21 protein-coding genes are annotated in these 22,710 nt (G+C 59.0%); 6 read left to right on the top strand and 15 right to left on the bottom strand.

Features of this window, described 5'->3' with window-relative positions:
- Positions 1-31: 31 nt before the first annotated feature.
- Positions 32-790, bottom strand: coding sequence for a TIGR00730 family Rossman fold protein (locus L1C91_RS03550; RefSeq protein WP_234858048.1), 759 nt, complete (start codon positions 788-790; stop codon positions 32-34).
- 42 nt (positions 791-832) lie between these two features.
- Entirely contained in the window at positions 833-1,990 is a 1,158-nt protein-coding gene (gene dapE, locus L1C91_RS03545; protein WP_328219577.1) for a succinyl-diaminopimelate desuccinylase, read from the bottom strand.
- Between the two features lie 64 nt (positions 1,991-2,054).
- On the opposite strand from dapE, the gene L1C91_RS03540 reads away from it, so the two are divergent.
- The 4 genes from L1C91_RS03540 (at position 2,055) to L1C91_RS03525 (ending at position 5,734) form a co-directional block, all read left to right on the top strand.
- Entirely contained in the window at positions 2,055-3,053 is a 999-nt protein-coding gene (locus tag L1C91_RS03540; protein WP_234858047.1) for a DapH/DapD/GlmU-related protein, read from the top strand.
- A 59-nt stretch (positions 3,054-3,112) separates the two neighbouring features.
- Positions 3,113-4,495 carry an amino acid permease gene (locus L1C91_RS03535; protein WP_234858046.1) on the top strand — a complete coding sequence of 461 codons (1,383 nt, stop codon included), beginning with the start codon at positions 3,113-3,115 and terminating at the stop codon, positions 4,493-4,495.
- 18 nt (positions 4,496-4,513) lie between these two features.
- The gene (dapD, locus tag L1C91_RS03530) at positions 4,514-5,482 is read left to right on the top strand and encodes a 2,3,4,5-tetrahydropyridine-2,6-dicarboxylate N-succinyltransferase (RefSeq protein WP_234858045.1); all 969 of its coding nucleotides are present in this window, start codon (positions 4,514-4,516) and stop codon (positions 5,480-5,482) included.
- A 111-nt stretch (positions 5,483-5,593) separates the two neighbouring features.
- On the top strand, positions 5,594-5,734 hold the full coding sequence (locus tag L1C91_RS03525; protein ID WP_234858044.1) for a hypothetical protein: 141 nt from the start codon (positions 5,594-5,596) through the stop codon (positions 5,732-5,734).
- 24 nt (positions 5,735-5,758) lie between these two features.
- Here L1C91_RS03525 and L1C91_RS03520 read toward each other — a convergent pair whose 3' ends face one another.
- The 7 genes from L1C91_RS03520 to typA form a co-directional block, all read right to left on the bottom strand.
- On the bottom strand, positions 5,759-6,256 hold the full coding sequence (locus tag L1C91_RS03520) for a GtrA family protein (RefSeq protein ID WP_234858043.1): 498 nt from the start codon (positions 6,254-6,256) through the stop codon (positions 5,759-5,761).
- A gap of 14 nt (positions 6,257-6,270) precedes the next feature.
- Positions 6,271-7,398, bottom strand: a complete 1,128-nt coding sequence (dapC, locus tag L1C91_RS03515; RefSeq protein WP_234858042.1) for a succinyldiaminopimelate transaminase — start codon at positions 7,396-7,398, stop codon at positions 6,271-6,273.
- 22 nt (positions 7,399-7,420) lie between these two features.
- Entirely contained in the window at positions 7,421-7,744 is a 324-nt protein-coding gene (gene fdxA / locus L1C91_RS03510; RefSeq protein WP_234858041.1) for a ferredoxin, read from the bottom strand.
- Positions 7,741-8,157 (bottom strand): hypothetical protein, encoded by a 417-nt coding sequence (locus tag L1C91_RS03505; RefSeq protein ID WP_234858040.1) that lies wholly within the window; start codon positions 8,155-8,157, stop codon positions 7,741-7,743. Before L1C91_RS03505 ends, fdxA begins: the two co-directional genes overlap by 4 nt.
- Positions 8,147-8,995: an N-acetyl-1-D-myo-inositol-2-amino-2-deoxy-alpha-D-glucopyranoside deacetylase gene (mshB, locus tag L1C91_RS03500; RefSeq protein ID WP_234858039.1), complete on the bottom strand. Its 849-nt coding sequence runs from the start codon at positions 8,993-8,995 to the stop codon at positions 8,147-8,149. Before mshB ends, L1C91_RS03505 begins: the two co-directional genes overlap by 11 nt.
- Before the next feature lie 42 nt (positions 8,996-9,037).
- Positions 9,038-10,777, bottom strand: a complete 1,740-nt coding sequence (locus tag L1C91_RS03495; protein ID WP_234858038.1) for an ABC transporter family substrate-binding protein — start codon at positions 10,775-10,777, stop codon at positions 9,038-9,040.
- 121 nt (positions 10,778-10,898) lie between these two features.
- On the bottom strand, positions 10,899-12,809 hold the full coding sequence (gene typA / locus L1C91_RS03490; RefSeq protein ID WP_234858037.1) for a translational GTPase TypA: 1,911 nt from the start codon (positions 12,807-12,809) through the stop codon (positions 10,899-10,901).
- 309 nt (positions 12,810-13,118) lie between these two features.
- Here typA and L1C91_RS03485 point away from each other — a divergent pair, with 309 nt between their 5' ends.
- Both L1C91_RS03485 and L1C91_RS03480 read left to right on the top strand, forming a co-directional pair.
- Complete coding sequence (locus tag L1C91_RS03485) at positions 13,119-13,832, top strand: Rv1157c family protein (RefSeq protein ID WP_234858036.1); 714 nt, start codon at positions 13,119-13,121, stop codon at positions 13,830-13,832.
- The gene (locus L1C91_RS03480) at positions 13,832-14,368 is read left to right on the top strand and encodes a DUF402 domain-containing protein (protein ID WP_234858035.1); all 537 of its coding nucleotides are present in this window, start codon (positions 13,832-13,834) and stop codon (positions 14,366-14,368) included. The genes L1C91_RS03485 and L1C91_RS03480 overlap by 1 nt, the downstream gene beginning before the upstream one ends.
- Before the next feature lie 275 nt (positions 14,369-14,643).
- Here the strand turns inward: L1C91_RS03480 and L1C91_RS03470 are convergent, their stop codons facing one another.
- From L1C91_RS03470 to L1C91_RS03445, 6 genes are all read right to left on the bottom strand, one after another.
- Entirely contained in the window at positions 14,644-16,365 is a 1,722-nt protein-coding gene (locus L1C91_RS03470) for a dipeptide ABC transporter ATP-binding protein (RefSeq protein WP_234858034.1), read from the bottom strand.
- A gap of 2 nt (positions 16,366-16,367) precedes the next feature.
- Positions 16,368-17,348, bottom strand: a complete 981-nt coding sequence (locus L1C91_RS03465) for an ABC transporter permease (RefSeq protein ID WP_234858033.1) — start codon at positions 17,346-17,348, stop codon at positions 16,368-16,370.
- Positions 17,341-18,267 carry an ABC transporter permease gene (locus L1C91_RS03460; protein WP_234858032.1) on the bottom strand — a complete coding sequence of 309 codons (927 nt, stop codon included), beginning with the start codon at positions 18,265-18,267 and terminating at the stop codon, positions 17,341-17,343. The genes L1C91_RS03465 and L1C91_RS03460 overlap by 8 nt, the downstream gene beginning before the upstream one ends.
- 253 nt (positions 18,268-18,520) lie before the next feature.
- The gene (locus tag L1C91_RS03455) at positions 18,521-20,098 is read right to left on the bottom strand and encodes a peptide ABC transporter substrate-binding protein (RefSeq protein WP_041746951.1); all 1,578 of its coding nucleotides are present in this window, start codon (positions 20,096-20,098) and stop codon (positions 18,521-18,523) included.
- Between the two features lie 243 nt (positions 20,099-20,341).
- Positions 20,342-21,112: an energy-coupling factor transporter transmembrane component T family protein gene (locus L1C91_RS03450; protein ID WP_234858031.1), complete on the bottom strand. Its 771-nt coding sequence runs from the start codon at positions 21,110-21,112 to the stop codon at positions 20,342-20,344.
- Positions 21,109-22,707: an ABC transporter ATP-binding protein gene (locus tag L1C91_RS03445; RefSeq protein WP_234858030.1), complete on the bottom strand. Its 1,599-nt coding sequence runs from the start codon at positions 22,705-22,707 to the stop codon at positions 21,109-21,111. The genes L1C91_RS03450 and L1C91_RS03445 overlap by 4 nt, the downstream gene beginning before the upstream one ends.
- Positions 22,708-22,710: the final 3 nt, after the last annotated feature.

Genomic DNA, 22,710 nt, shown 5'->3' with positions numbered 1-22,710 from the left:
GAAGCCCAACCTCTACCAAGTGTAGCTGTCTCTAGCGATCCAGGTCAGCATGAGCCTGGGTAATGTGATCTACAACTTCGTCAACACTGTCGGTCACAATGAACAAATCAGTGTCATCCGGACTGATCATTCCCTCGGCAACCAATCGATCTTTAATCCAATCGACCAACCCACCCCAAAACTCGGTGCCGATCAACGCAATTGGGTAGTGCGTGATCTTTCCGGTCTGAACCATGCACAGGGCCTCAAAAAGCTCATCGAGAGTGCCGAAGCCACCCGGCAAGCACACAAACGCCTGGCTATATTTCAAAAACATCGTCTTGCGGACGAAGAAGTAGCGGAAGTTCAGCCCGAGCTCCACAAAGTCGTTGAGATGCTGCTCGTGGGGTAGCTCGATGCCCAGCCCAACAGAGAGCCCGCCTTCTTCCAACGCTCCCCTGTTGGACGACTCCATCAGGCCTGGGCCGCCGCCGGTGATCACCGCATAGTTAGCGCGCACGAGTTTCTGACCCAACTCGCGACCAAGATCATAGAATTTTCCTTCACCAATGCGCGCCGAACCGAACACGGTGACAGCTGGGGGCATTTCAGCCAGTGCGCCAAAGCCGTTGACAAATTCGCTTTGGATCCGCAGTACACGCCACGGATCGGAGTGCAGCCAGTCGGTATCCTTCTGACTATCCAACAGTCGACTGTCTGCGGTGGACTGCTGCTTGCCTTCGGACCGAACCAACACGGGGCCGCGCATCACGCGCTGGGCACTGACTGCCGCTCTTTGTTTGTCGCTCATGTCCACCACAGTAGCGTCATCGCCGCACAGTGGGGGTGCTATCTACCTGGCACCACCGAGGTAGTCGAGGATCACCTGGGATGCCCGCTCAATCATCCACACCGGGCAGTGCTCGTTGCGTTTGTGGCACAGCGCTGGGTCGCCCGGGCCGAAGTTAACGGCGGGAATACCAAGCTCAGAGAAACGAGCCACATCCGTCCACCCAAACTTCGGGGCGGGTGCCTCGCCTGTGGCGTCGATCAGTTCCTGCGCGGCCGGAACAGATAGTCCGGGCAGTGCGCCAGACACGGCGTCATCAATGTCGTAGGACACGCCCTCGGGCAAGTCCAGTACCTCAAGCATGTGTGCCAGCGCCTCGTCGACGGTGCGGTTGGGCGCGAAACGGAAGTTGACGAACATCCAGGCCTCGTCGGGAATGGTGTTGGTTGCCACCCCGGATTCGCAATGCACAATGTTGAGGCCTTCGTGATACGTCAACCCATCGATATCGACGGTGGCGGGCTGATAGGCAGCAACGCGGCCGATGACCGGTGACAGAAGATGCATGGCGTTGAGCCCCATCCAGGCTCGCGCCGAATGCGCCCGCGTCCCATGCGCGGTGATCCTCAGCCGGATACTCCCCTGGCAGCCGCCTTCGATACGCGCCGCGCTGGGTTCGCCCAGGATGGCTACGTCGCCTTCGAGCCATTCCGGGTGCTGCTCGGCGATATGCCCCAGCCCGTTGAAGCGGCTGGCGACCTCTTCGCCCTCGTAACAGATAAGGGTGACGTCGCGTTGTAGGCCGCCGTCAGCGAGGGTTGCGAAAGCATGGAGGAACACGGCGTCGCCGCTTTTCATGTCGACACTGCCGCAGCCCCAGATTTGTTCTTGTGCTTGACCGTCGACGGTGGCGGTCTCTCGGTGACTGGGGACATTGTCGGCGATCGGGACGGTGTCCAGGTGGCCTGCGAGGATCACGCGGGTCGGTAGCCGATAGTTGGTACGCGCGATGACGTTGTTATTAAAGCGGTGGATCTCGACTGGGCAGTCGCGCCCGTCGAAGTGGTTGCGCAGGGAGTATTCTACGACGTCGGCGATGGTGGCCTCGTTATGGGAGGGGCTGGCTATATCGACGAGCTGTTCGGTGAGGGTTACGGCCGTGTCGTCGAGTGTGAGACGCGGGAGCTGTTGATTGTTGTCTGTGCTAGTTGCGGAGTTCACACCACTACCCTAGCGACCGACTGCTCTGCGGTGTCCGCGATGGCGCCTAGTAAACTTGAGTGTCATGAGCGCCCCTGACCCGATCCTGCATGCTATCCCTTCCGATCTTGGTGCTACGGCCATTGGTATTGCCAATATCGCCTTGGATGGAACTGTGTTGGATACGTGGTTTCCGCACCCCACGATGTTGTCTGCTGCGGAGGTCCGCGATGGTGGCCATGTTGCTGGCACCACGCGTTTGGGTGCGCATGCGTTGAGCTCCAAGATGTTGTCGTTGGTCAAGCTCGACGAGGATCGCATGATCGAGCAGGTGGCGGTGCGCACCACGATCACGTCGCTGGCTGAGCCGCCGCGTGATGCACACGATGTGTATCTGCGTCTGCATGTTCTGTCGCATCGCTTGGCGCGTCCGCAGGAGATCAATATGGACGGTATGTTTAGCCTGTTGCAGACGGTGGTGTGGACGAACAAAGGCCCGTGCATGCCTGATAATTTCGAGTTTGTGCGCACGTCTTTGCGTTCTCGCGGCCTGATTCACGTGTATGCGATCGATAAGTTGCCGCGCATGGTTGATTATGTTGTGCCTTCGGGTGTGCAGATCGCGGAGGCTGAGCGTGTGCGTTTGGGGGCGTATTTGGCTCCTGGCACGCGCGTGTTGCGTGAGGGTTTTGTCAGCGTTAATTCGGGTTCTTTTGGTGCTGCGAAAATCGAGGGGCGTTTGTCTTACGGCATCATGGTCGGCGAGGGCACTCGGGTTGGTTTGTCCGCTACGTTGATGGCGCCGCGAGACGAGCACGGCACGCGCATTCCGATGAGCATCGGGAAGAATTGCACTTTGGGGGTAAGTTCCGGGCTGCTTGGTGTTCGTTTTGGTGATAATTGTTCCTTAGGTAACAACGTGGTGATTGATGCGGATACCCCGTTGCTCTTTAGTGATGACGCCGCGTGTGGCGATCGTGCAGGTCGGGTTCTGCCTGCATCGGTGCTGTCTGGGGAAAGTAATTGGTCGATTGCGGTTGAGGCTGGCGCTTCTACTCCGGTGGTTCGCCCTGTGCCTGCTTAGCACCCCCGTTTGGGAGTTAAGGTTCTTCAAATAGTCAACAGGTTCGCTACATTTACTGTATGACTACGGACTCGACACAACTGGGTAAAGGGTTAAAAACCCGACATCTCACCATGATGGGATTGGGTTCTGCGATTGGCGCCGGCCTGTTCCTCGGCACCGGCGTAGGTATTTCGGTCGCTGGCCCTGCGATTTTGCTCGCCTACATTTTTGCTGGCCTGATTGTCGTCTTCGTTATGCAGATGGTGGGCGAGATGGCTGCTGCCCGTCCAGCCTCCGGTTCTTTTTCCACCTATGGCCAGATGGCTTTCGGCCACTGGGCTGGCTTCATGCTTGGATGGATGTACTGGTTCATGCTGACGATGGTGATGGGCGCCGAAATTACTGGCGCGTCCGCAATCATGGCTCAGTGGTTCGGGGTTGCCCCCTGGATTCCCGCCCTGGTGTGTGTGGTGCTGTTTTCCATCATTAACCTCGCCGGTGTTCGCGGCTTCGGCGAGTTCGAATTCTGGTTTGCTTTCATCAAGGTTGCTGTCATTGCACTCTTCCTTGTTATTGGTGCTTTGCTTATTTTTGGCTTGTGGCCTGGCAGCAGCCCGGTAGGTTTGAGCAACTTCATTGGCGATCATGGTTTCATGCCCCATGGCATTAGCGGCGTGGCGGCTGGTTTGTTGGCTGTGGCGTTCGCTTTCGGCGGTATTGAGATCGTCACCATCGCTGCTGCAGAATCTGAGCAGCCTTCTGAGTCCATTAAAACTGCGGTGCGTTCTGTCATTTGGCGCATCTCTTTGTTCTACTTGGGCGCTGTTGTTGTCATTTGCTTCTTGCTGCCCTACGGGTCGATCGGTGGGGCTGACAGTGCAGCCGATTCTCCCTTCACTTTGATCCTCGGCATGGCACACGTGCCTGGCGTGGTGGGTTTCATGGAGGCCATCATTGTGCTGGCTTTGTTGTCGGCGTTCAACGCCCAAATCTATGGCACCTCCCGCTTTGTGTATTCGCTTGCTCAGCGTGGTGACGCTCCCGCGTGGTTTGGCCGGACTGATAAGCACGGCGTCCCGATTCCCGCGGTGTTGCTGTCGGTGTTCTTCTCTTTCCTGTCCGTCGGTTTGCAGCTGTCTGATCAAAAAGAGCTGATCGCGATCCTGTTTAATGCTGTCGGTGGTTGTTTGATGGTCATCTGGTTCATGATCGCCCTGTCGCAGATTAAGCTTCGCCGTGAACTTGAGGCAGAAGGTGAACTTCGTGTGAAGATGTGGGGATTCCCCGTCCTTTCGTGGGTCACTGTCGCTATGCTGATTGCCTTGCTGATCCTGATGCTGTCTGACCCCGGGGCACGCATGCAGATCATCGCGGTGTCGGTGCTTGCAGTGGTGTTGATCGCGGCGTCATTCTTGGCTCCTGGCAGCCGAAACAAGCAGGCCGCTGACGTGGTTACATAGGCTGGTATGTTTAACCCCATGACTTTTGCATACGCTACTGGGCTCGCGACTGTAACTTCCGACGGAACCGTGCTGGATTGCTGGTTCCCCGCACCGGAGCTCCGCGAGGGTTCGTCCTCGGCTGGCACCGAACGTATTGATGCTCCTGCCGAGTTGGCCTCTCTGGTCGGTGAAGACGCTGACCGTGGGGTTTCTCGCGTTGCTATTGCGACGACTTCTGCTGATCTGTCTTCTGCTCCTGTTGATGCTTATGACGCGTACCTTCGCCTTCACTTGCTGTCGCACCGTTTGGTCAAGCCTCATGGTGCGAACCTTGATGGTGTGTTCGGTCTTCTGAGCAATGTGGTGTGGACGAACTTTGGCCCGTGCAAGGTTGAGGGTTTTGAGGTCACGCGCGCGAAGCTGCAGGCCCGCGGACCTGTGACGGTGTATTCGGTGGATAAGTTCCCCCGCATGGTTGATTACGTGATGCCTTCGGGTGTGCGCATTGGTGACGCCGACCGTATCCGTTTGGGTGCGCACTTGGCTGAGGGCACCACCGTGATGCATGAGGGTTTTGTGAACTTCAATGCTGGCACGCTTGGTAGCTCGATGGTTGAGGGCCGTATTTCTGCCGGTGTTGTTGTGGATGATGGTTCGGATGTCGGCGGCGGCGCTTCGATTATGGGCACGCTGTCTGGTGGCGGCAAAGAGGTTATTTCCATCGGCAAGCGTTGTTTGCTGGGCGCCAACGCGGGTTGCGGTATTTCGCTGGGTGACGACTGCGTGGTCGAGGCTGGTTTGTATGTGACTGCTGGTTCGAAGGTTTTGGTTCGTGGCGGCGTCGCTGAGGCTTTGAGTTTGCAGGATGGCGATGCGGTGAAGGCTGCTGAGTTGTCTGGCGCGTCGAATATTTTGTTCCGCCGTAATTCGGTGTCTGGTGCTATTGAGGCTGTGGCGTGGAAGTCCGCTGCGGTTGCGTTGAATGAGGCATTGCACGCTAACTAGTGCGGCTGTGTTTTAGCGGGGCGAGGGCAGGGTGCCTTCGCCCCGCTTTTGCGTACTCCCCTGGCACTACTAGGTGGGTAAGCGTGTGGTAGTAAGCAAGGGAGTGAAGGTGTGCACGCGAACGATTCTGCAGGCCCCCGCCACAGGTGGCGCGAGGAAAAGCTCAACGAATGGATCTGCGGGGCGATGGACGCTCACGAACGAATTCTGCAGCCAGCACGCGATTGCGCGCCGGCGAAGCCTAGTGAGTGAGCGTCTATCGCCCCGCCAAATCACCTACACGACGGGCTTACCTTTAAATGTCCAGAATTTGTTGACGAGGAAGTTGACGGGCATGGCGACGAGGATGGAGATGAGGTTGGCCCAGTAGAATTTGGTGCGGAGTCCGGTGGTGTCGTCGAAGATGTGGCTGGGTAGGTGGAGGGGTGAGTGGGGGTTCATGAGGAGGGTGGCGACGATGAGGGAGACGATGTAGCTGAGGATTCCGGTGGCGAGGAAGGGGAAGAATTCGCGGAACCAGCTTTGGCGGTTGTCGGCTTTGAAGGTCCAGACGCGGTTGAGTTGGTAGTTCCAGGTGTTGGCGGTGAGGAACGCTAGTGTCATGATGATGTGGTACCAGCGTAGGTGGAATTGGGTGCCGAGGAGGGTGAGGAAGGGGTCGGCTGGGGTGTGGCCGGCGGTCCAGAGGGTGAGTTTGGTGAAGATGATGGTGGCGATGAGGTTGACGAGGGTGCCTGAGCCGCCGACGAGTCCAAACTTGATGAACTGGCGCATGGTTGTGGGGTGCCTTAGGGGTTGGTTTGGAGTCGTTGGGGTACTTGAGCGATTTGTTTGTCGGTGCCGGTGAGTGCCATGCGGATGTGGTTGTGGGCTTTGGGGCCGTAGAAGTCGCCAGGGGCGACGAGGATGCCGCGTTGGGCGAACCAGTTTAGGGTGTCGCGGCAGTTTTCGTTGCGGGTGATCCAGAGGTAGAGCCCGGCTTCGGATTGGTCGATGGTGAAGCCTGCTTCGAGGATTGCGCGGGTGAGGATGGCTCGGCGTTGTGCGTAGCGGAGTTGTTGTGCTTGTTCTTGTGCGTCGTCGCCTAGGGCAGCAATAGTGGCGTGTTGGATTTGGGTGGGCATCATGAAGCCCGCGTGTTTGCGTACTTCGCGGAGTTCTGCGATAAGTGCGGGGTCTCCGAGGAGGTAGCCGGATCGGTAGGAGGCCATGTTGGAGGTTTTTGACAGCGAGTGGATGGCGATGAGGCCGGTGTGGTTGCCGTCGCAGATCTCGTCGTCAAGGATGGAGTGGGCTTTTTCATCGCTCCAGTTGAGGCCGAGGTAGCATTCGTCGGAGCAGAGGATGACGCCGCGTTGTTGGCACCATTGGACGACTTTGCGTAGGTGGTCGCGTCCTAGGACTTTGCCTGTGGGGTTGGAGGGGGTGTTGATGAACATGAGGGTGGGCGTGGTGGGCCCGAGTTGGAGTAGTGAGTCTGCGCGGACGACGTTGGCGCCGGTGATGCGTGCGGCTACTTCGTATGTGGGGTAGGCAATTTCGGGGATGACGATGGTGTGGCCTGCGCCGATTCCGAGGAGATGTGGGAGGTTGGCGATGGCTTCTTTGGTGCCGATGACGGGGAGGATTTCGTCGTCGGTGAGGGGGCCGATGTTGTATCGGCGGTGCATGGCCTCGGCGATGGCTGTGCGGAGTTCGGGGGTGCCGATGGTTTGGGGGTAGCCGGGGATTGCGGCTGCTTCGGCGAGGGCGAGTTGGATGGAGGGGGCTACATCGTCAACGGGGGTTCCGACGGAGAGGTTGATGAGTCCGTCTGGGTGCTCGGAGGCGAGTTTTTTTGCGTCTGCGATGCTGTCCCAGGGGAAGTCGGGGAGGTTGAAGGGGGTGCGTTGGGGTGGGTGAATGGCGTTGTTCATGTGATGTAGCCTTGGGGTGTTTTTAGGCTTCGACTTGGGGTGGGAGTTGGGCGACCATGGGTGGGTCGAAGTCTTGGGGGCCGAGTTTGGCTGCTCCGCCGGGGGATCCTAGGTCGTCGAAGAAGGCGACGTTGGCGTCGTTGAATTCGACCCATTCGTCGGGTACGTCGTCTTCGTAGAAGATGGCTTCGACGGGGCATACGGGTTCGCAGGCGCCGCAGTCGACGCATTCGTCGGGGTGGATGTAGAGGGATCGTTTACCTTCGTAGATGCAGTCGACGGGGCATTCTTCGACGCAGGCGCGGTCCATGACGTCAACGCAGGGCTGGGCGATCACGTAGGTCATTGTTTTGGTTTTCCGGCTTTCTGTTGGTTTTTCTTTTGTCGCAGGTAGATGGCCATGTAGGCCCACGGGATGCCTGCTATGCTACTCAGCTCAAAGATGATACTCCTTGTTGCGATTTGCATCGTCCAAGCGCTGCCTAAGCTGTCCCAGCGGTGGTGGAGGGCGAGGATGGTCAGTGCTGCTGTGGTTGTGTAGATGAGTGCGGGGAGGGTGGTGGTGGCGGGGTGGTTGTTCCAGAGGTGTGCGGTGCGTGCGAGGACGTGTATCCACCATGCGTTGAGTGCGTAGGTGGCGATGAGTGTGGTCGTGTTGGTGGTGCCGAGGTTTGCGGCTGCGCTGAGTGCTGTTGCTGCTGCGAAGATGCTGAGCAGCAGCAGTGCGGTTCGGCGTTCGCTGGTGGGCCTAGTGGGCACTGAGTGCCTCTGGGAATGGTTGGCCTTGGGCGATGATGTAGTGTTCGACTGGGGTGAGGGGTTGGGTGATCATGTTGGATAGGGCGAACATGGTGTTGGTGGGGACGATCAGTTGGGTGGCGTGTTGGCGCATGGCATTGGCTTTGATGCCGCGGATGTGGTCGCTGAGGGGGATTTCTTGGACGGGGTGTTCGCTGGTTGTGGTGTCGATGGTGGCGATGTCTTGGGGTGCGAGTGTCCAGCCTTCGGGGGCTGTGAGTTGTTGGTGGTGGTGGTTGAAGGTATCGCGGTCGGTGACTGCCCATGCGATGGTGTCGGTGGGGCGTGCGGCGTTGGTGACGATGGTGTGTGCTTGGATGTGGTCGGGGTGGCCGTATCCGCCATCGGGGCCGTAGGTGATGATGTAGTCGGGGTTTCTTTCATCAATGACGTCGCGGAGCGCTTGGGTTGCCTCGTGTTCGGCGTGGATGAATGCTCGGGGGTGGTTGTTGGTGGGGCTGCCTGCCATGCCGGAGTCTCGCCAGCGTCCGGCGCCGCCGAGGAAGCTGTGGGTGACGGAGCCGCTACTGTTGGTGGCTGCTTCGTTTAGTGCGGCGATGCTGCGGTTGAGTTCGTGGATGCGGTATCCGCCGAGTTGGTCGGCTTTGTCGGAGGTGAGTTCGGCCCATTGGTTGCCGATGACTTCCCCTTCTTCGCCGAGGGTGCATGTGAGGATGTGTATGTAGGCGCCGAGTTTGGCGGCTTTGGCGATGAGGCCGCCTGTCCAGAGGGCTTCGTCGTCGGGGTGTGCGTGGACGAGGAGGATGCTGGTTCCGGAGAGGGGCTCGGTGGTGTGCATTCCTTTACTATAGGTGATGCTCACTCGGGGGCTGTCTGGGGGTTATCTGGTGGATTTCCAGGTGGCGGCGGTGGGTAGCACTCCTGCTGGTTGGATGATTGGCCACTGCCCTAGTTCTGGGTTGGGTCCTTGGATGTTGCGGCCGAGGACGTCTAAGCGTCGGTCGTTGAGTATGGGCAGGGTGAGGGTTTGTTCTTGGTTGTAGCGTTGCGCTAGTGCTTTGGTTTCTTCGAAGTCGCTCTCTCCCGCGATGACGTAGTCGAGGGCGTCGTTAAGTTCTGGGTTGCAGAATTGTGTGAGGTTGCCTGCTTGTGCGGTGTAGCGGCCTGGTTGGGCGCTGGGGGCGTTAGGGGTGGTGGAGGTTGTGGTTGCTGTGGTGGTCGAATCGGCTTGATCGTCTGTTTCTTTTGTGCTGGTGGGGGCTGTGCTGCAGCCGTAAGCGGAGGCCAGCAGTAGTGAGGTGTTGGGGGTGCGGTGCCAGCTGATGGTGGCGTCGATGCGGCCTTGTGGTGCGAGGTTTCGTGCGATGTCTGCGAGTTCGACGAGTTTGACTTCCGCTTTCACGCCTTTGCCTGCGAGCATGTCTACTAGTGCCATTGCGGCGGAGGTGGAGGTGGCGTCGGCGGGGTCTGCTGCGATCACAAGCGAGGTGTCGTTGCTGAGCGCGCGCAGTTCGTCTGCTGTACTGTCGTTGCCCGCGGCGTCATTGTTTATTGTGTTGGGGATGGCCGCGATGTTGGTGCGCCGCCCGGTGGCGAGGATGGCGAGTTGCTGCGTGTCGATCAGGCCGGCGAGTTGCTTGCGTAGTTCTGGGGTGGGCATGCGTGTTGACGCCGTGTTGAAGTCGATGGTGAGGGTGGAGTTACGGTCCCAGGCACGCACTTGGGTGTCAGGGATGAGGTCGTAGGATAGTTCGGCGGTTTCGGTGGGGCTGGCGTCGACGAAGTTGAGTTGGCCGGAGCGGAGCATTTCTACGCCTTGGGTGACGCTTCGGATTTCGCGGAATTGGAGGACTTCGGTGGCTGCGGGGTTGTTTCCCCAGAAGCGGTCGTTGCGGACGATGGTGTAGATGCCGCGGGCGAAGTCGATGTCTTTGACTGCGTAGCGGCCGCCGCTGGCGGGGATTGAGGTTTTGAGTGCGCCGTCGAATCCTCCGGTGGCGTCTTTGAGCAGGTGGGCGGGCAGGATGTTGTCGAAGAGTTCGTTCCAGTCGCGGATGCGTTGGTCGAAGTCGACTTCGATTTTTTTGCCACCGTCGGAGGTGCGCATGGCTTTGATGGCGCGGTATCCTGCGCCGTTGATGACGTCGGGGTTGTCGCGCATGGAGTCCCACAGGTAGTAGAAGTCGGCGTAGGAGATGGGGGTGCCGTCGTTCCATTGTGCTTCGGGGTTGATGACGTAGCGGATGGTTTGCGCGGCGCCTTCTGCCGGTGGGATTTCTTCGGCGCTGACTAGCAGGTCGGTGTTGAGTTGGCCTTGGACGAAGGCGCTGGGAAATACGAGTGCCGCGAGGGATTGGACGAAGGAGTAGTCGTTGGCGGCGAGGTGTGGGTTGAACCCGCTGTCGACTGGGTCGATGCCGATGGTCAGTTGGCTGCGTCGGTTATCGACGTTGACGCTGGAGAGGTTGTCTTGACCTTGGTCGAGCGTGGGGGCGGCTTCGCTGGGGTCGACGGTGGGCGCTGGGCCTGGGCGGGCTGAGCACCCTGCCATTAATGACGCCGGGAGTAGTAGCGCGCACAGGAGTGTTCCGGTTCGCAGGGAGCCGCGGTTGGTTTTCACCCTTCCCAAATTTAGCAGCGTCTAGCCGCTAGGTTGCCCTGCCACCCCGGATATCCTCTCGGAAGGGTCCGGGTGGCATGGAGAAGACGTGGCAGCACTTATGCGGCACGCTCAAGTTTTTTTACTTGTTGCGCTGCTTCTCGCGGGCGCGGGCACGGCCACGCTCGGTGGCGTTCAAGATGACCTTGCGGACGCGAATGGTTTCGGGGGTGACCTCCACGCATTCGTCCTGGCCACAGAATTCCATGGCTTCTTCCAGCGAGAGGTTGCGGGCCTTGGCCAGGGTCACCGTTGCGTCTGCGGTGGCGGAGCGCATGTTGGTGAGCTTCTTCTCACGGGTGATGTTGATGTCCATATCTTCGTCGCGGTTGTTCGCGCCGACGACCATACCTTCGTAGGCTTCAGTGCCGGGTTCGACAAAGAAGGAGCCTCGATCGGCCAGCTGCTGGAGAGCATAGGCAGTGATCTGGCCGGCGCGGTCGGCGACGAGCGAACCGGTTGCACGGTCCTTGATTTCGCCGGCCCAGGGTTCGTAGCCCTCGGAGTAGTGGTTGGCGATGCCGGTGCCGCGGGTTTCGGTCATGAAGGTGGTGCGGAAACCGATGAGGCCACGTGCGGGAACCTTGTATTCCATACGGACCCAGTCGGAGCCGGTGTTGTCCATGTGGACCATCTGGCCCTTGCGTGCGGCCATGAGCTGGGTGACGTTGCCCTGGTATTCGCCGGGAACGTCGATGACCATGTGTTCGAAGGGCTCGTAGAGTTTGCCATCGATGGTGCGGGGCACAACTTGGGGCTTACCGACGGTAAGTTCGAAGCCTTCACGGCGCATGGTTTCCACCAAAATGGACAGGGCCATTTCGCCACGTCCCTGAACTTCCCATGCGTCGGGGCGCTCGGTGGGAAGAACCTTGATGGAGACGTTGCCGATGAGCTCCTGGTCGAGGCGGGCCTTGACGACGCGGGCGGTGAGCTTGTCGCCGCCACCGCGGCCTGCGAGAGGCGAGGTGTTCACACCAATGGTCATGGAGATGGCGGGCTCGTCCACAGTGATGCGGGGAAGCGCGACCGGATTGTCGACGTCAGCGAGGGTGTCGCCGATCATGATCTCTTCGATACCGGAGATCGCGGCGATGTCGCCGGCGATGACCTCGTCGGTGGGCACGCGGGTGACGCCAACGGTGCGCAGCAGTTCTGCGATCTTGGCGGTCTTGGTGTGCTGGTTACCCTCGGAATCGTAGTGAATCCAGGCGACCTGCTGGCCCTTCTTCAAGGAGCCGGCGTGAACGCGGACGAGGCCGATGCGACCGAGGAAGGAAGAGGAATCAAGGTTGGTGACGTGGGCCTGCAGGGGGGCTTCGAGTTCTGCGGTGGGCTCGGGGAGCACATCATAGAGGACATCGAAGAGCTCTTGGAGGTCTTCGGCCTCGGGGACGTTGCCGTTACCGGGGTTGGTGGTGGAGGCTTTACCTTCACGACCGGAGGCGTAGAGCACCGGCAGGTCGAGGAGATTCTCGGCGGCTGCGGCTGCTTCCTCGTCCTCGATGGTGGAGGCGAGCTCCAGTAGAAGGTCGTGTGCCTCCTCGACGACTTCGTCAATGCGGGCGTCGGGTCGGTCGGTCTTGTTGACGACGATGATGACGGGCATCTTGGCGGCCAGGGCTTTGCCGAGCACGAAGCGGGTCTGAGGTAGGGGGCCTTCGGATGCGTCGATCAGAAGGACAACGCCGTCAACCATGGACAGTGCACGCTCAACCTCGCCACCGAAGTCGGCGTGACCGGGGGTGTCGATGACGTTGATGATGAGGTCGCGGCCGTCTTTGCCTGCGCCGTGGCGGCGAATGGCGGTGTTCTTGGCCAGGATGGTGATGCCCTTTTCCTTTTCCAGGTCACCGGAGTCCATCACGCGGTCGACGAGCTCTGCGTGAGCATCGAAGGCGCCGGACTGGCGCAGCATGGCGTCAACGAGCGTGGTTTTTCCGTGGTCAACGTGCGCGACGATAGCGACGTTACGAAACTCTGTCTGAGTCAAAGGTTCTCCTACCTCATATCCACAGGCGCACCTGTGGATTTAAAAAATTACAACCTTGAACACAGTACTCCCCTACCGGCACTCGTGACCAATTCGTAACATTTTGGCCACCAGCACCGACATAGATAACGACACGGCTGGTGTCACGGCAAGCGTCGAGCAACCCCGCGATGGGCCACCCGGTTTCTCCCCATGTCATTGGGGTAACCGGGGAAGAAAATTACATATGGGAAAGCTTGACCCCCGAAACTCGTGTGACTAGAGTGTTCTAGAGTTATTCAAGTAAATGAAAGTGATTGGAGTGTTTAGGTGCGCAATTCGACCATCGGCACGCTCAAAGCGGCCTTGATCGCGGCAACCGTGACCGCTGCAGCCCTATCCCCCACGGCACTAGCCACCAACGCCCAAGCACAGCCCGCGGTACCTACCAGCTCCGACACCGGGTCAGTCGACCCCAGCACCTACGTCGACCACCTTGGGCGCCCAACACAACCCGTCCTCGACCACCTCCGCGGCGTCATCAATAATCCGGCACTCCCCCAGCCCCTGCGTGACAAACTCGCCACCGCCGTAGGCTTCATCGAAGGCACCGGCACACCAGGCGTCGACATCCCCGGAGGCGCACCCCGAATCGCCCAATTCGCCTGGCCCTCCATCGCCGGCAACTGTATCAACGGGCAAAAAGCCACAGGCACCGCCATCGCCGTGCCCGGCCCAGCCGATCTACCCCTACCCGGCGTCGACGAAGGCCACACCGCATTTATCTTCACCGCCCTCGGCACCGACCCCGTCGCTCAACCCGATGCAAGCACCATGCGCGTCGACTGGATCAACCTAAACACCGGCACCCGCGGCAGCACCCCCCTAAGCTTCGGCGGCATCAACCCCGACGGGCCCGCCACCATCAACGCAACCGCCAACACCGGACGAGGAACCATCGCCGCTTGGTTGTCCGGCGGCGTCACCACCGAAACCTCCACCTGCAACTTCCTACCCACCGCAGCGGTATTCGAGGTGAAATAATGACACACATCCACCCCGTCAAGCAGGAAACCTTCGCAGTCGACCGCGACATCAACATCGACCCCAAAGGCTTCGAACGCGCCGTAGACACCTACCGCATCACAGACTTTGGCCTCTACATGGCCCGCGGCGCCAACCACCCCAACTTTGGATACCTCGAAAGCTGGCTACTGCCCGAGCTAGGGCTTCGCGCTAACCGCTTCCACTACCGCGACACCGCCGATTGTGCACGCGAAGATTACTATTTTGACGTCGCGGACATCTCACGCAGCGGCGACGTCTGGACCACTCGCGACCTCTACGTCGACTTGATCAGCCACGTCGGTAACCCTATCGACGTCGACGACATCGACGAGCTCGCCGCCGCAACCTCCGAAAAACTCATCACAGCTGAGGACGCCGAGCGAGCCATCGAAACCACGCTCGCAGCCGTCGACGGCATTACCCGCCACAACGACGACCCCATGGCATGGCTGCGCAGCCAAGGCATCGACCTTGACTGGGCCGAGTCCGTGGAGCTCACGCCCGTCGGCTAGGACGCTTCCACTCTGCGGCGTTCAGCCTCCACGTCGAAGTCTGCCGCAGGCCACTGAAGCTCCATCGACCGCAGTGCGCCCAGCAGCAGGTACTTCACCACCATGCGCGCGTACTTCTTGTTATCACTCGGAACCGACCCTGCAGGCCTCTACCTGGCCTACGCCTGCAAAGTAGCAGGTCTTGACGTCGCGGTTGTTACTTAAAGAAATGACGCCGCGTTAATCACCTTCACACAGTGACTAACGCGGCGTCATCAAAAACAGCCAGGCAACGCCTAATTCAAGGTCGCACCCAATTCGATACCCAAGCCGGGCACAGAGTCAATGAGGTCGCGCGTGTAGGCTTCCTTCGCACCAGAGAAGATCTGGTCCGCGGTACCCTGCTCCACTACCTTGCCCTGCTTCATCACAACCACATCATCGGCGGTCTGGCGAACCACAGCGAGGTCGTGGGTAATGAACAGGTAGCTCAAGTCCAGGTTGTCCTGAAGCTCGGCAAGCAGCTGAAGGATCTGATTCTGCACCAGCACATCCAGTGCGGAGACCGCCTCGTCGAGGACGATCACCTCAGGCTCCAACGCAAGCGCGCGAGCGACAGCAATACGCTGACGCTGACCACCCGACAACTCGTTCGGGTAGCGGCGCATCGTCGAGCGCGGCATAGCAACCATGTCGAGGAGCTCTGCCACACGCTTCTCGCGGGACTTGCGGTTGCCGACCTTGTGAACGCTCAGGGGCTCTTCAATGCATCGGTAGATCGAGTACATCGGGTCCAGAGAGCCGTAGGGGTTCTGGAAAACCACCTGCAGCTTGCGGCGCATCTCAAAGAGCTCTTTGCTACCCAGGGTCGACAGGTCGGTGCCCTTGTAGTAGACGGTGCCAGAAGTCGGATCCAGCAGGTTCAACACCATGTTGGCAACAGTGGACTTACCGGAGCCGGACTCGCCCACAAGCGCCAGAGTGTGGCCTTTTTGGAGGGTGAAGGAGACCTCGTCGACTGCGCGGAGAATCTTCTTATCGCCCTTGGCCCCGCGAATGGGGAACTCCTTGGTCAGATTCTCAACACGGATGACTTCTTCGGTCTCCACGTTTTCGTGCTTAGCCAGCAGCTCGTCGGTTTTGATGCCTTCCTCCTGCGCAGCACGAATACGTGCGGATGCCAAGGAGGGAGCAGCCTTCACCAAACGCTTGGTGTAGGGGTGCTGCGGATCTCGGAGGATCTGTAAAGAGGGACCGGACTCAACGACACGGCCGCGGTGCATCACGACGAGGTGCTCGACGCGCTCAGCTGCCAAGCCCAGGTCGTGAGTAATGAACAGCACCGCAGTGCCCAGGTCGGTGGTCAACCCGTCCAAGTGGTCGAGGATGCGGCGCTGCACGGTCACGTCCAGCGCAGAGGTGGGCTCGTCAGCAATCAGCAGCTTCGGACGCGCGGCCAATCCCATAGCGATGAGTGCACGCTGGCGCATGCCGCCGGAAAACTCATGGGGGAATTGCTTGGCACGGCGCGCAGCATCCGGAAGGCCTGCCTCGTCAAGGAGGACTGCGACGCGTTCGTCAGCCTCTTTGCCCTTCGACAGGTCGTTGGCGATCAAGGACTCCTTGATCTGGCTACCGACCTTCCACACCGGGTTGAGGTTAGACATCGGATCCTGAGGCACCAGGCCGATCTCGCTGCCGCGGTAACCCTGCATCTCCTTGGGGGAAAGCTTAGAAATCTCTTTGCCTTCGAAGAAGATGCTGCCGCCGGTGATCCTGCCGGTTCCTGGAAGAAGGCCGATGATGGCCATGGCCATGGTGGATTTACCGGAGCCAGACTCGCCAACGATGGCCACAGACTGCCCTGGGTAGATCGTCAGGTTGACGCCGCGGACAGCGTCGACAACACCCGTGGAACTGGTGAAGGAAACCTTCAGGTCACGGAGCTCCACCAAGGGGGTTTCGCTGCTGCGAGACTCTTGCACTGCTTCGGTGCTGTTGTTTTGAGGATTAGTCATTGTTATCGCTTCCTCGACTTCGGATCCAGCGCGTCACGCACGACGTCGCCCATCATGATGAAGCTGAGCACGGTCAGTGCCAGTGCCATCGCCGGATAGAACAGAACCATCGGCTGGTTACGCAAGCTCACCTGTGCATTGGAGATGTCGCCACCCCAAGACACAACGCTCGGGGGCAGACCAATACCCAGGAAGGACAGCGTGGCTTCCGCCACGATGAACACACCGAGTGCAACGGTTGCGTAGACGATGATGGGGGCTGCCGCGTTGGGCAGAATGTGATTGAGCAACATGCGAGTGCGGGATGCGCCCACCGCGCGGGCGGCGGTCACGAACTCTTCGTTTTTCACGCTCATCACAGCGCCGCGCGTAATGCGGGCGATGTTCGTCCAACCGAAAGCAGCCAGAACCACGACCACGGTGACGATGGTGCGGCTGTCCTTGAACATCTGCATAACCACGATGGCTGCAAGCACGAGCGGCACTGCGAAGAAGATGTCGGTCAGGCGGGAAAGAATGGCGTCAATAAAACCACCAAAGTAACCGGCGAGTGCACCGATGGTGCCACCAATCAAGACGACCAGCAAGGTGGTCAGCACGCCCACCGATACGGATGCGCGAGCACCGAAAATGGTGCGAGAGTAAATGTCGCAGCCCTGGCGGTCGAAACCGAAGGGGTGGCCGCTAGTGGGGTCGGCCAAGGAGTTACTCAACTCGCACAAGCGGGGATCCACGCTGGTGAACAGCCCAGGTAGCGCGGCCATGAGTAGCGCAAGAACGATCATGACGCTGGATACCCAGAACAGAGGCCGTTTGCAAACATAGCGCCAAGCCTCAGCCCACATTGAAGCGGGTGCTGAATCATCAGCTACAGCGTCAACAGCACCGAGACCGGTTTCGTCAGTTTCCGCAATGTAGTGTTCCTGCCCCACCCGCACTTCTGCTTTGATGGGGTTCCCAATGTTTTTATCAACGTTATGCATAGCGGATCCTCGGGTCGAGTACTGCGTACAGGAGGTCAACCAGCAGGTTGGCGACGATGTAGACGATCACCAGCACGGTGGTAAAGGACACAACCGTTGTGGGCTCGCCCTTCAAAATAGCTTGGTAGAGGTGACCGCCGACGCCGTTGATACCGAAGATGCCCTCGGTGACGATGGCACCACCCATGAGGCTACCGAGGTCAGCACCCAGGTAGGTAACAACGGGAATCAGCGAGTTACGCAGCACGTGCTTGATCATGACTACGCGGTTGCCCAGGCCTTTTGCACGGGCGGTTCGCACGTAATCAGCAGTGAGGTTCTCGGAGACCGACTGACGGGTCAAACGAATGACGTAAGCGAAAGACACTGCTCCAAGCACGATGGCCGGCATGAGCAGGTTCTTAAAAGTCTCGTTGGGGCCGACTGTAGGAGGCAACAGCCCCCACTTGACGCCAACCAGGAACTGGAAGACGAAGCCAATCACGAAGGAGGGAACAGCGATGACGAACAGCGACACAACCAAAATGGTGGAGTCGAAGAATCCGCCCTTTTTGACACCTGCGTAAACACCGAAAAGAATGCCGAAGACGGCTTCGAAGCACAGTGCCATCAAAGCGAGCTTGATGGTGACGGGGAAGGCGTGTGCCATGACTTCGATGACGGGACGCCCAGAGAACGTGGTGCCGAAGTCAAGCGTCAGAATACCTTTGATGTAGAGCAGGTACTGGATGAAAAATGGTTTGTCCAGGTTGTACTCGGTACGGATGCGTGCTTCTGCAGCTGCGGTTAGACCGCGGTCACCGCCGAGCGCCTGCACTGGGTCGCCAGGCATGAGAAACACCAAGGCATAAATCAATAGGGTGGCACCGAAGAAGACCGGGATCATCTGTAGCAACCGGCGGCCGACATAGCGAAGCATGTACACCCCTTCCTCTCATTGATGGCTTAGGAACGGCATTTATCTTAACTGACGATGACTCAGATAAAGCCATCGGATCAGATTATGTAAACACCGCAAAGATCTTCTAAAGATCTGTAGTTAACATACGAAAAACCCCAACAGGTCAGTGCAGACTTCCCAGTGAACTGGTTGTTTGCGCTGCACCGGTCGGGGTTTTTCCTTCCACTTGGCACTTCCGCCAAGCTTGGAATAACTCACGCAGAAATAATTATTACTTCTTGGTGATGCTGTAGTACTCGGGGACGGACTTCCAGTTGAAGACGACATTGTCGACGTTCTCGGACCAACCACCGTTGACGTTTGAGTACCACAGCGGGATAGCAGGCAGGTCCTGGAAGAGGATCTCCTGGCCTTCGTTGTAGAGCTTGCTGGACTCTTCAACACTGTCCGCGCCCGCAGCCTTCTTCATCTGTGCGTCGAATGCTGCACTGCTGTAGTCACCATCGTTGGAGGATGCACCCGTGGTGTACAGCGGAACAAGGAAGTTACCGAGGCCCGGGTAGTCAGCCTGCCAGCCGGTACGGAAACCGGTCTGGATGGTGCGGTCCTTCACCTCGTTGCGGAAGGACTTGAAGTCGGGCATCGGCTTGCCCTGAGCATCAATGCCAAGGGTGTTGCGGATCGAGTTGGTCACCGCATCGACCCAGCCCTGGTGGCCACCATCGGCGTTGTAGGCAATCTCGAAGCTGCCGCTCCACGGGGAGATTGCATCTGCCTTCTCCCACAGTTCCTTAGCCTTCTCCGGGTTGTACTGGAGAACATCGTGACCCTTCAGGTCCTTGTCGTAGCCAGCGATGACCGGGGAGGTGAAGTCCTTAGCCGGGGTGCGGGTTCCGTCGAAGATCTTCTCGGTGATCTCGCTGCGGTCAAAGGCCATGGACAGAGCCTGGCGACGAAGGTTGCCTTCCTCGCCGCTGAAGTGATCGAGGCGCTCCGGAACGGTGAAGGACTGGAACACAGCAGCAGGCTGGTTGACTGCACGGCCATTGAGCTCGGACTCGTAGGTCTTGAATGCGGAATCCGGAATAGCGTCGATAACGTCGAGGTTGCCAGCAAGCAGGTCGGTGTACGCGGCGTCGATCTTTGCGTAGAAGCGGAAGTCAATGCCGTCGTTCTTGGCCTCGCGAGGGCCTACGTACTCGGGGTTCTTTACCAGCAGTGCGGATGCATCGTGGTTCCACTCTTCGAGGACGTAAGGTCCGTTACCGATCGGCTTCTGGCCGTATGCCTCGATGTCATCGAATGCGGAATCGTGCATCGGGTAGAAGGCGGAGTAGCCGAGGCGCAGCGGGAAGTCAGCCTCCGGCTGAGTGAGCTCGACAGTGAAGGTGTAGTCATCCACAACCTTCAGGCCTTCCATCTCCTTCACACCCTCGGCGTAGCCCTTGATGGGCTCGAAGAAGGACGCTGCCTGGAGAGAATTCTCCACAGCGTAGTTCCACGCCTTAACGAAGTTCTCAGCCTTCACCGGGGAACCGTCAGAGAACTTAGCGTCCTTGCGAAGGGTAATGGTGTACTTCTGGGAGTCTTCGGTCTCGATCTTCTCTGCGACCTCGTTGTGCTCTTCGCCCTTCGCGTCGTAGTAGACGAGACCCGAGTAGAGCATGTCGATCGGGCGACCGCCACCGTTTTCAGTGGTGTTTGCCGGAACGAGGGGGTTCTGGGGTTCAGAACTGTTGACGATGATGTAGTTGTCGCCGCCGCCAGAGCTGCCGTCACTCGAGCAAGCTGCGAGACCGAACATCAGCGCTGCGGACATAGGGATTGCCAGGTACTTCTTCATCGTCACGTTGACGCTCCTCCTTGAGGTGAACTTGATATCGCCCCACCCAGCAACCGCGACAAACCCCGAGCGTCGGTATTGAAGAACGCTGAATATTTACTGTGCGGCCACTGTGTGGGGAGTTGCTGACTATCTTAACTGTGACGGAGGTTAAAAAAGCAACTTTCAACGGGGTGGGTTATCAAATTGTGATCAAACCTCCCCCACCGCCTCCCCCACCACGTACCCCATCCCCAAGAAAAGAAGGCACTAGGCGCTAGACGAGCCCAAGTTCAAAAAATCATAAGAACCGGTGACCACAGCCACAGCAATGCTGATCGCCGCAACAGCGATGGCAACACACACCGCCGCGACGTCAGGCATTCCCACCGTTGACGGGCGCGCCCACGTCCGTTTCCCTGGAGCACCAAAACCACGGGCATCCATCGCCGTCGCTAATTTATCGGCACGGCGCAACGCAAGAACCAACAAAGCAAAAACCATGGTGAACGCGCGGAAAATGCGACCATCATTAGCCAAACCACGGCTGCGACGCGCACGCCCCAACGCCTGCCAATCCCGCCGGAACAGCCCCACCATCCGAACAGCAGACACCGCACCAATCACAAAACGCGCCGGAAAATGCAACACCTGGGCCAAGCCATCGCCCAAACGCGTGGAATCCAGAGTGCGCGCAACGATAATCACAGGCAAACTCACCGCCAGCATTCTCACCATGATCGCGGCGGCAAGCATCAGCGAATTATCAGTCACGTGCGCATAAAAGAAAGAGAAATACTCATGCCCACCCCGCTTGCCGTACAACGCCATCGATAGGCCCGCCACCGGCAGCACCGCAAACACGGGCCACGCCGTCTTCGCTAGCTGGACAAGACCGACGCCACACAGCGGAGCCAGCGCAACGACAAACGCTAGGCACACAGCAGCCGACACAACGTCGACACTAAACAACAGTGGGGTCGTTAGCAGCATCACCGCGATGAGCCGAACAACCGGGTTGACCTTCTCAAGCACATTCATCGCGCAGCCTCCAGATTCCAGCGCTGGTCCCCCATCAATTCAATAAACAAGGGATCATGCGTGATGGAAATAACCGCCGAGCCCGCGCGCGTCAGGTCCCTCAATAGCTCCACGAGCTCGAAAAATGTGCGACGGTCCTGACCGAAAGTGGGTTCGTCCAGAATGACAATCGATGGTTTCGCCATCAACGCCGTCGCCACCGACAGACGCCGCTTTTGTCCACCCGACAAGGTGAAAGGATTGGCATGCTGCAATTGCTCCAGGCGCAATCGTTCAAGCAATGACGCCGCCTCAGCCTCTGCCGCCACACGATGTTGGCCGTCCAAGCGCTTCAGGTAGGATTTCACCCCACCGAACTGGCCGAAGAAGCGGGCAAGCCCATTGGGGGGCAGGGTTTGCGACGCCGCAGCCAACAAAAGTTCTTCCCTCACAGTGGGGGCCATGAATTGGTGCTCCGGGTCTTGGAACACAAAACCTATTCGCCGCGCCAGGGCCCGCGAGCTCCATTGCTGCGGCGGGCGCTTGTATTCTTTGACCTGAATTGTGCCAGCTAGGGGCTCTAATAGGCCGGCTAGAGTCAGCGCCAATGTCGTCTTGCCAACCCCATTGACACCCGTAATCACCGTGGAGCTACCCGCGAAAACCTCTAGATCAAGACCACTAGTGTCCGAGGAACACCGGGCGGTAGAGCACTGCACAACAGTGCCCATGGGAGCATCTTTTGCCCACCCAGTGACCAAACCGCGCGCCTGCAACACGGGCTGTTCCTTCATATCCCCGGCAGACTGCTCGTGGACGACAGGCATTCCAGCATCATCGCCACGGTTCTCGTCATAGGCTTCAGGAACCCAAATGCCGATGCGCCGCAAAAACTCGGAAGAACCCACCAAAACATCCTCGGGGGAACCGTCAGCGACCACAGCCCCCGCCCCGTTACTCTCCGCGGCGTCATCATCGGAACGACCAAGAACAATCACCCGATCTACCTGCGGCGCCCAAATATCCACCCGGTGCTCAACCACCAACAAGGTCGCGCCCGTAGCATCGACGCACCGCTGGACAGCAGCCAGCAAATCCCGCGCGCCTTCCGGATCTACGTTGGCGGTTGGCTCATCCAACACGATAACGTCCGGCTGCATCGCAATCACACCAGCCAACGCCAGACGCTGCTTCTGCCCACCCGATAGCTCCGAAGTCGGGTGGTCTAGCGGAAGATCCAGCCCCACCATGGACAACGCCTCCGGGACCCTACGCCAGATTTCTTCGCGCGCAACACCCATGTTTTCGCAACCAAACGCGACGTCATCACCCACCCTGGCGTACATCACCTGCGAGTCAGGATCCTGCAACACCATGCCGACACGACCAGGCGCCGGCGGCTGATCCCCGACGGTCAGCTGACCTTCGAACTCGCCCTCATCCGGCCCAAGAACCCCCGCAACCGCAGCCAACAAAGTCGATTTTCCCGCACCAGAGGCACCAACAAGAAGCACCCTCTGGCCTGCAGGAATATTAATATTGACGCCGCGGAAAGCAAACTGTTTGCGCGTGGCATGACGAAAACCTAAACCACGCGCGACAATGCGGTCACCCACGGA

The organism is Corynebacterium argentoratense, assembly GCF_021491455.1.
GTDB classification, from domain to species: domain Bacteria; phylum Actinomycetota; class Actinomycetes; order Mycobacteriales; family Mycobacteriaceae; genus Corynebacterium; species Corynebacterium argentoratense_A.
The sequence above is the reverse complement of the archived record's forward strand: the minus strand, read 5'-3'. Positions and strand labels throughout refer to the sequence as shown.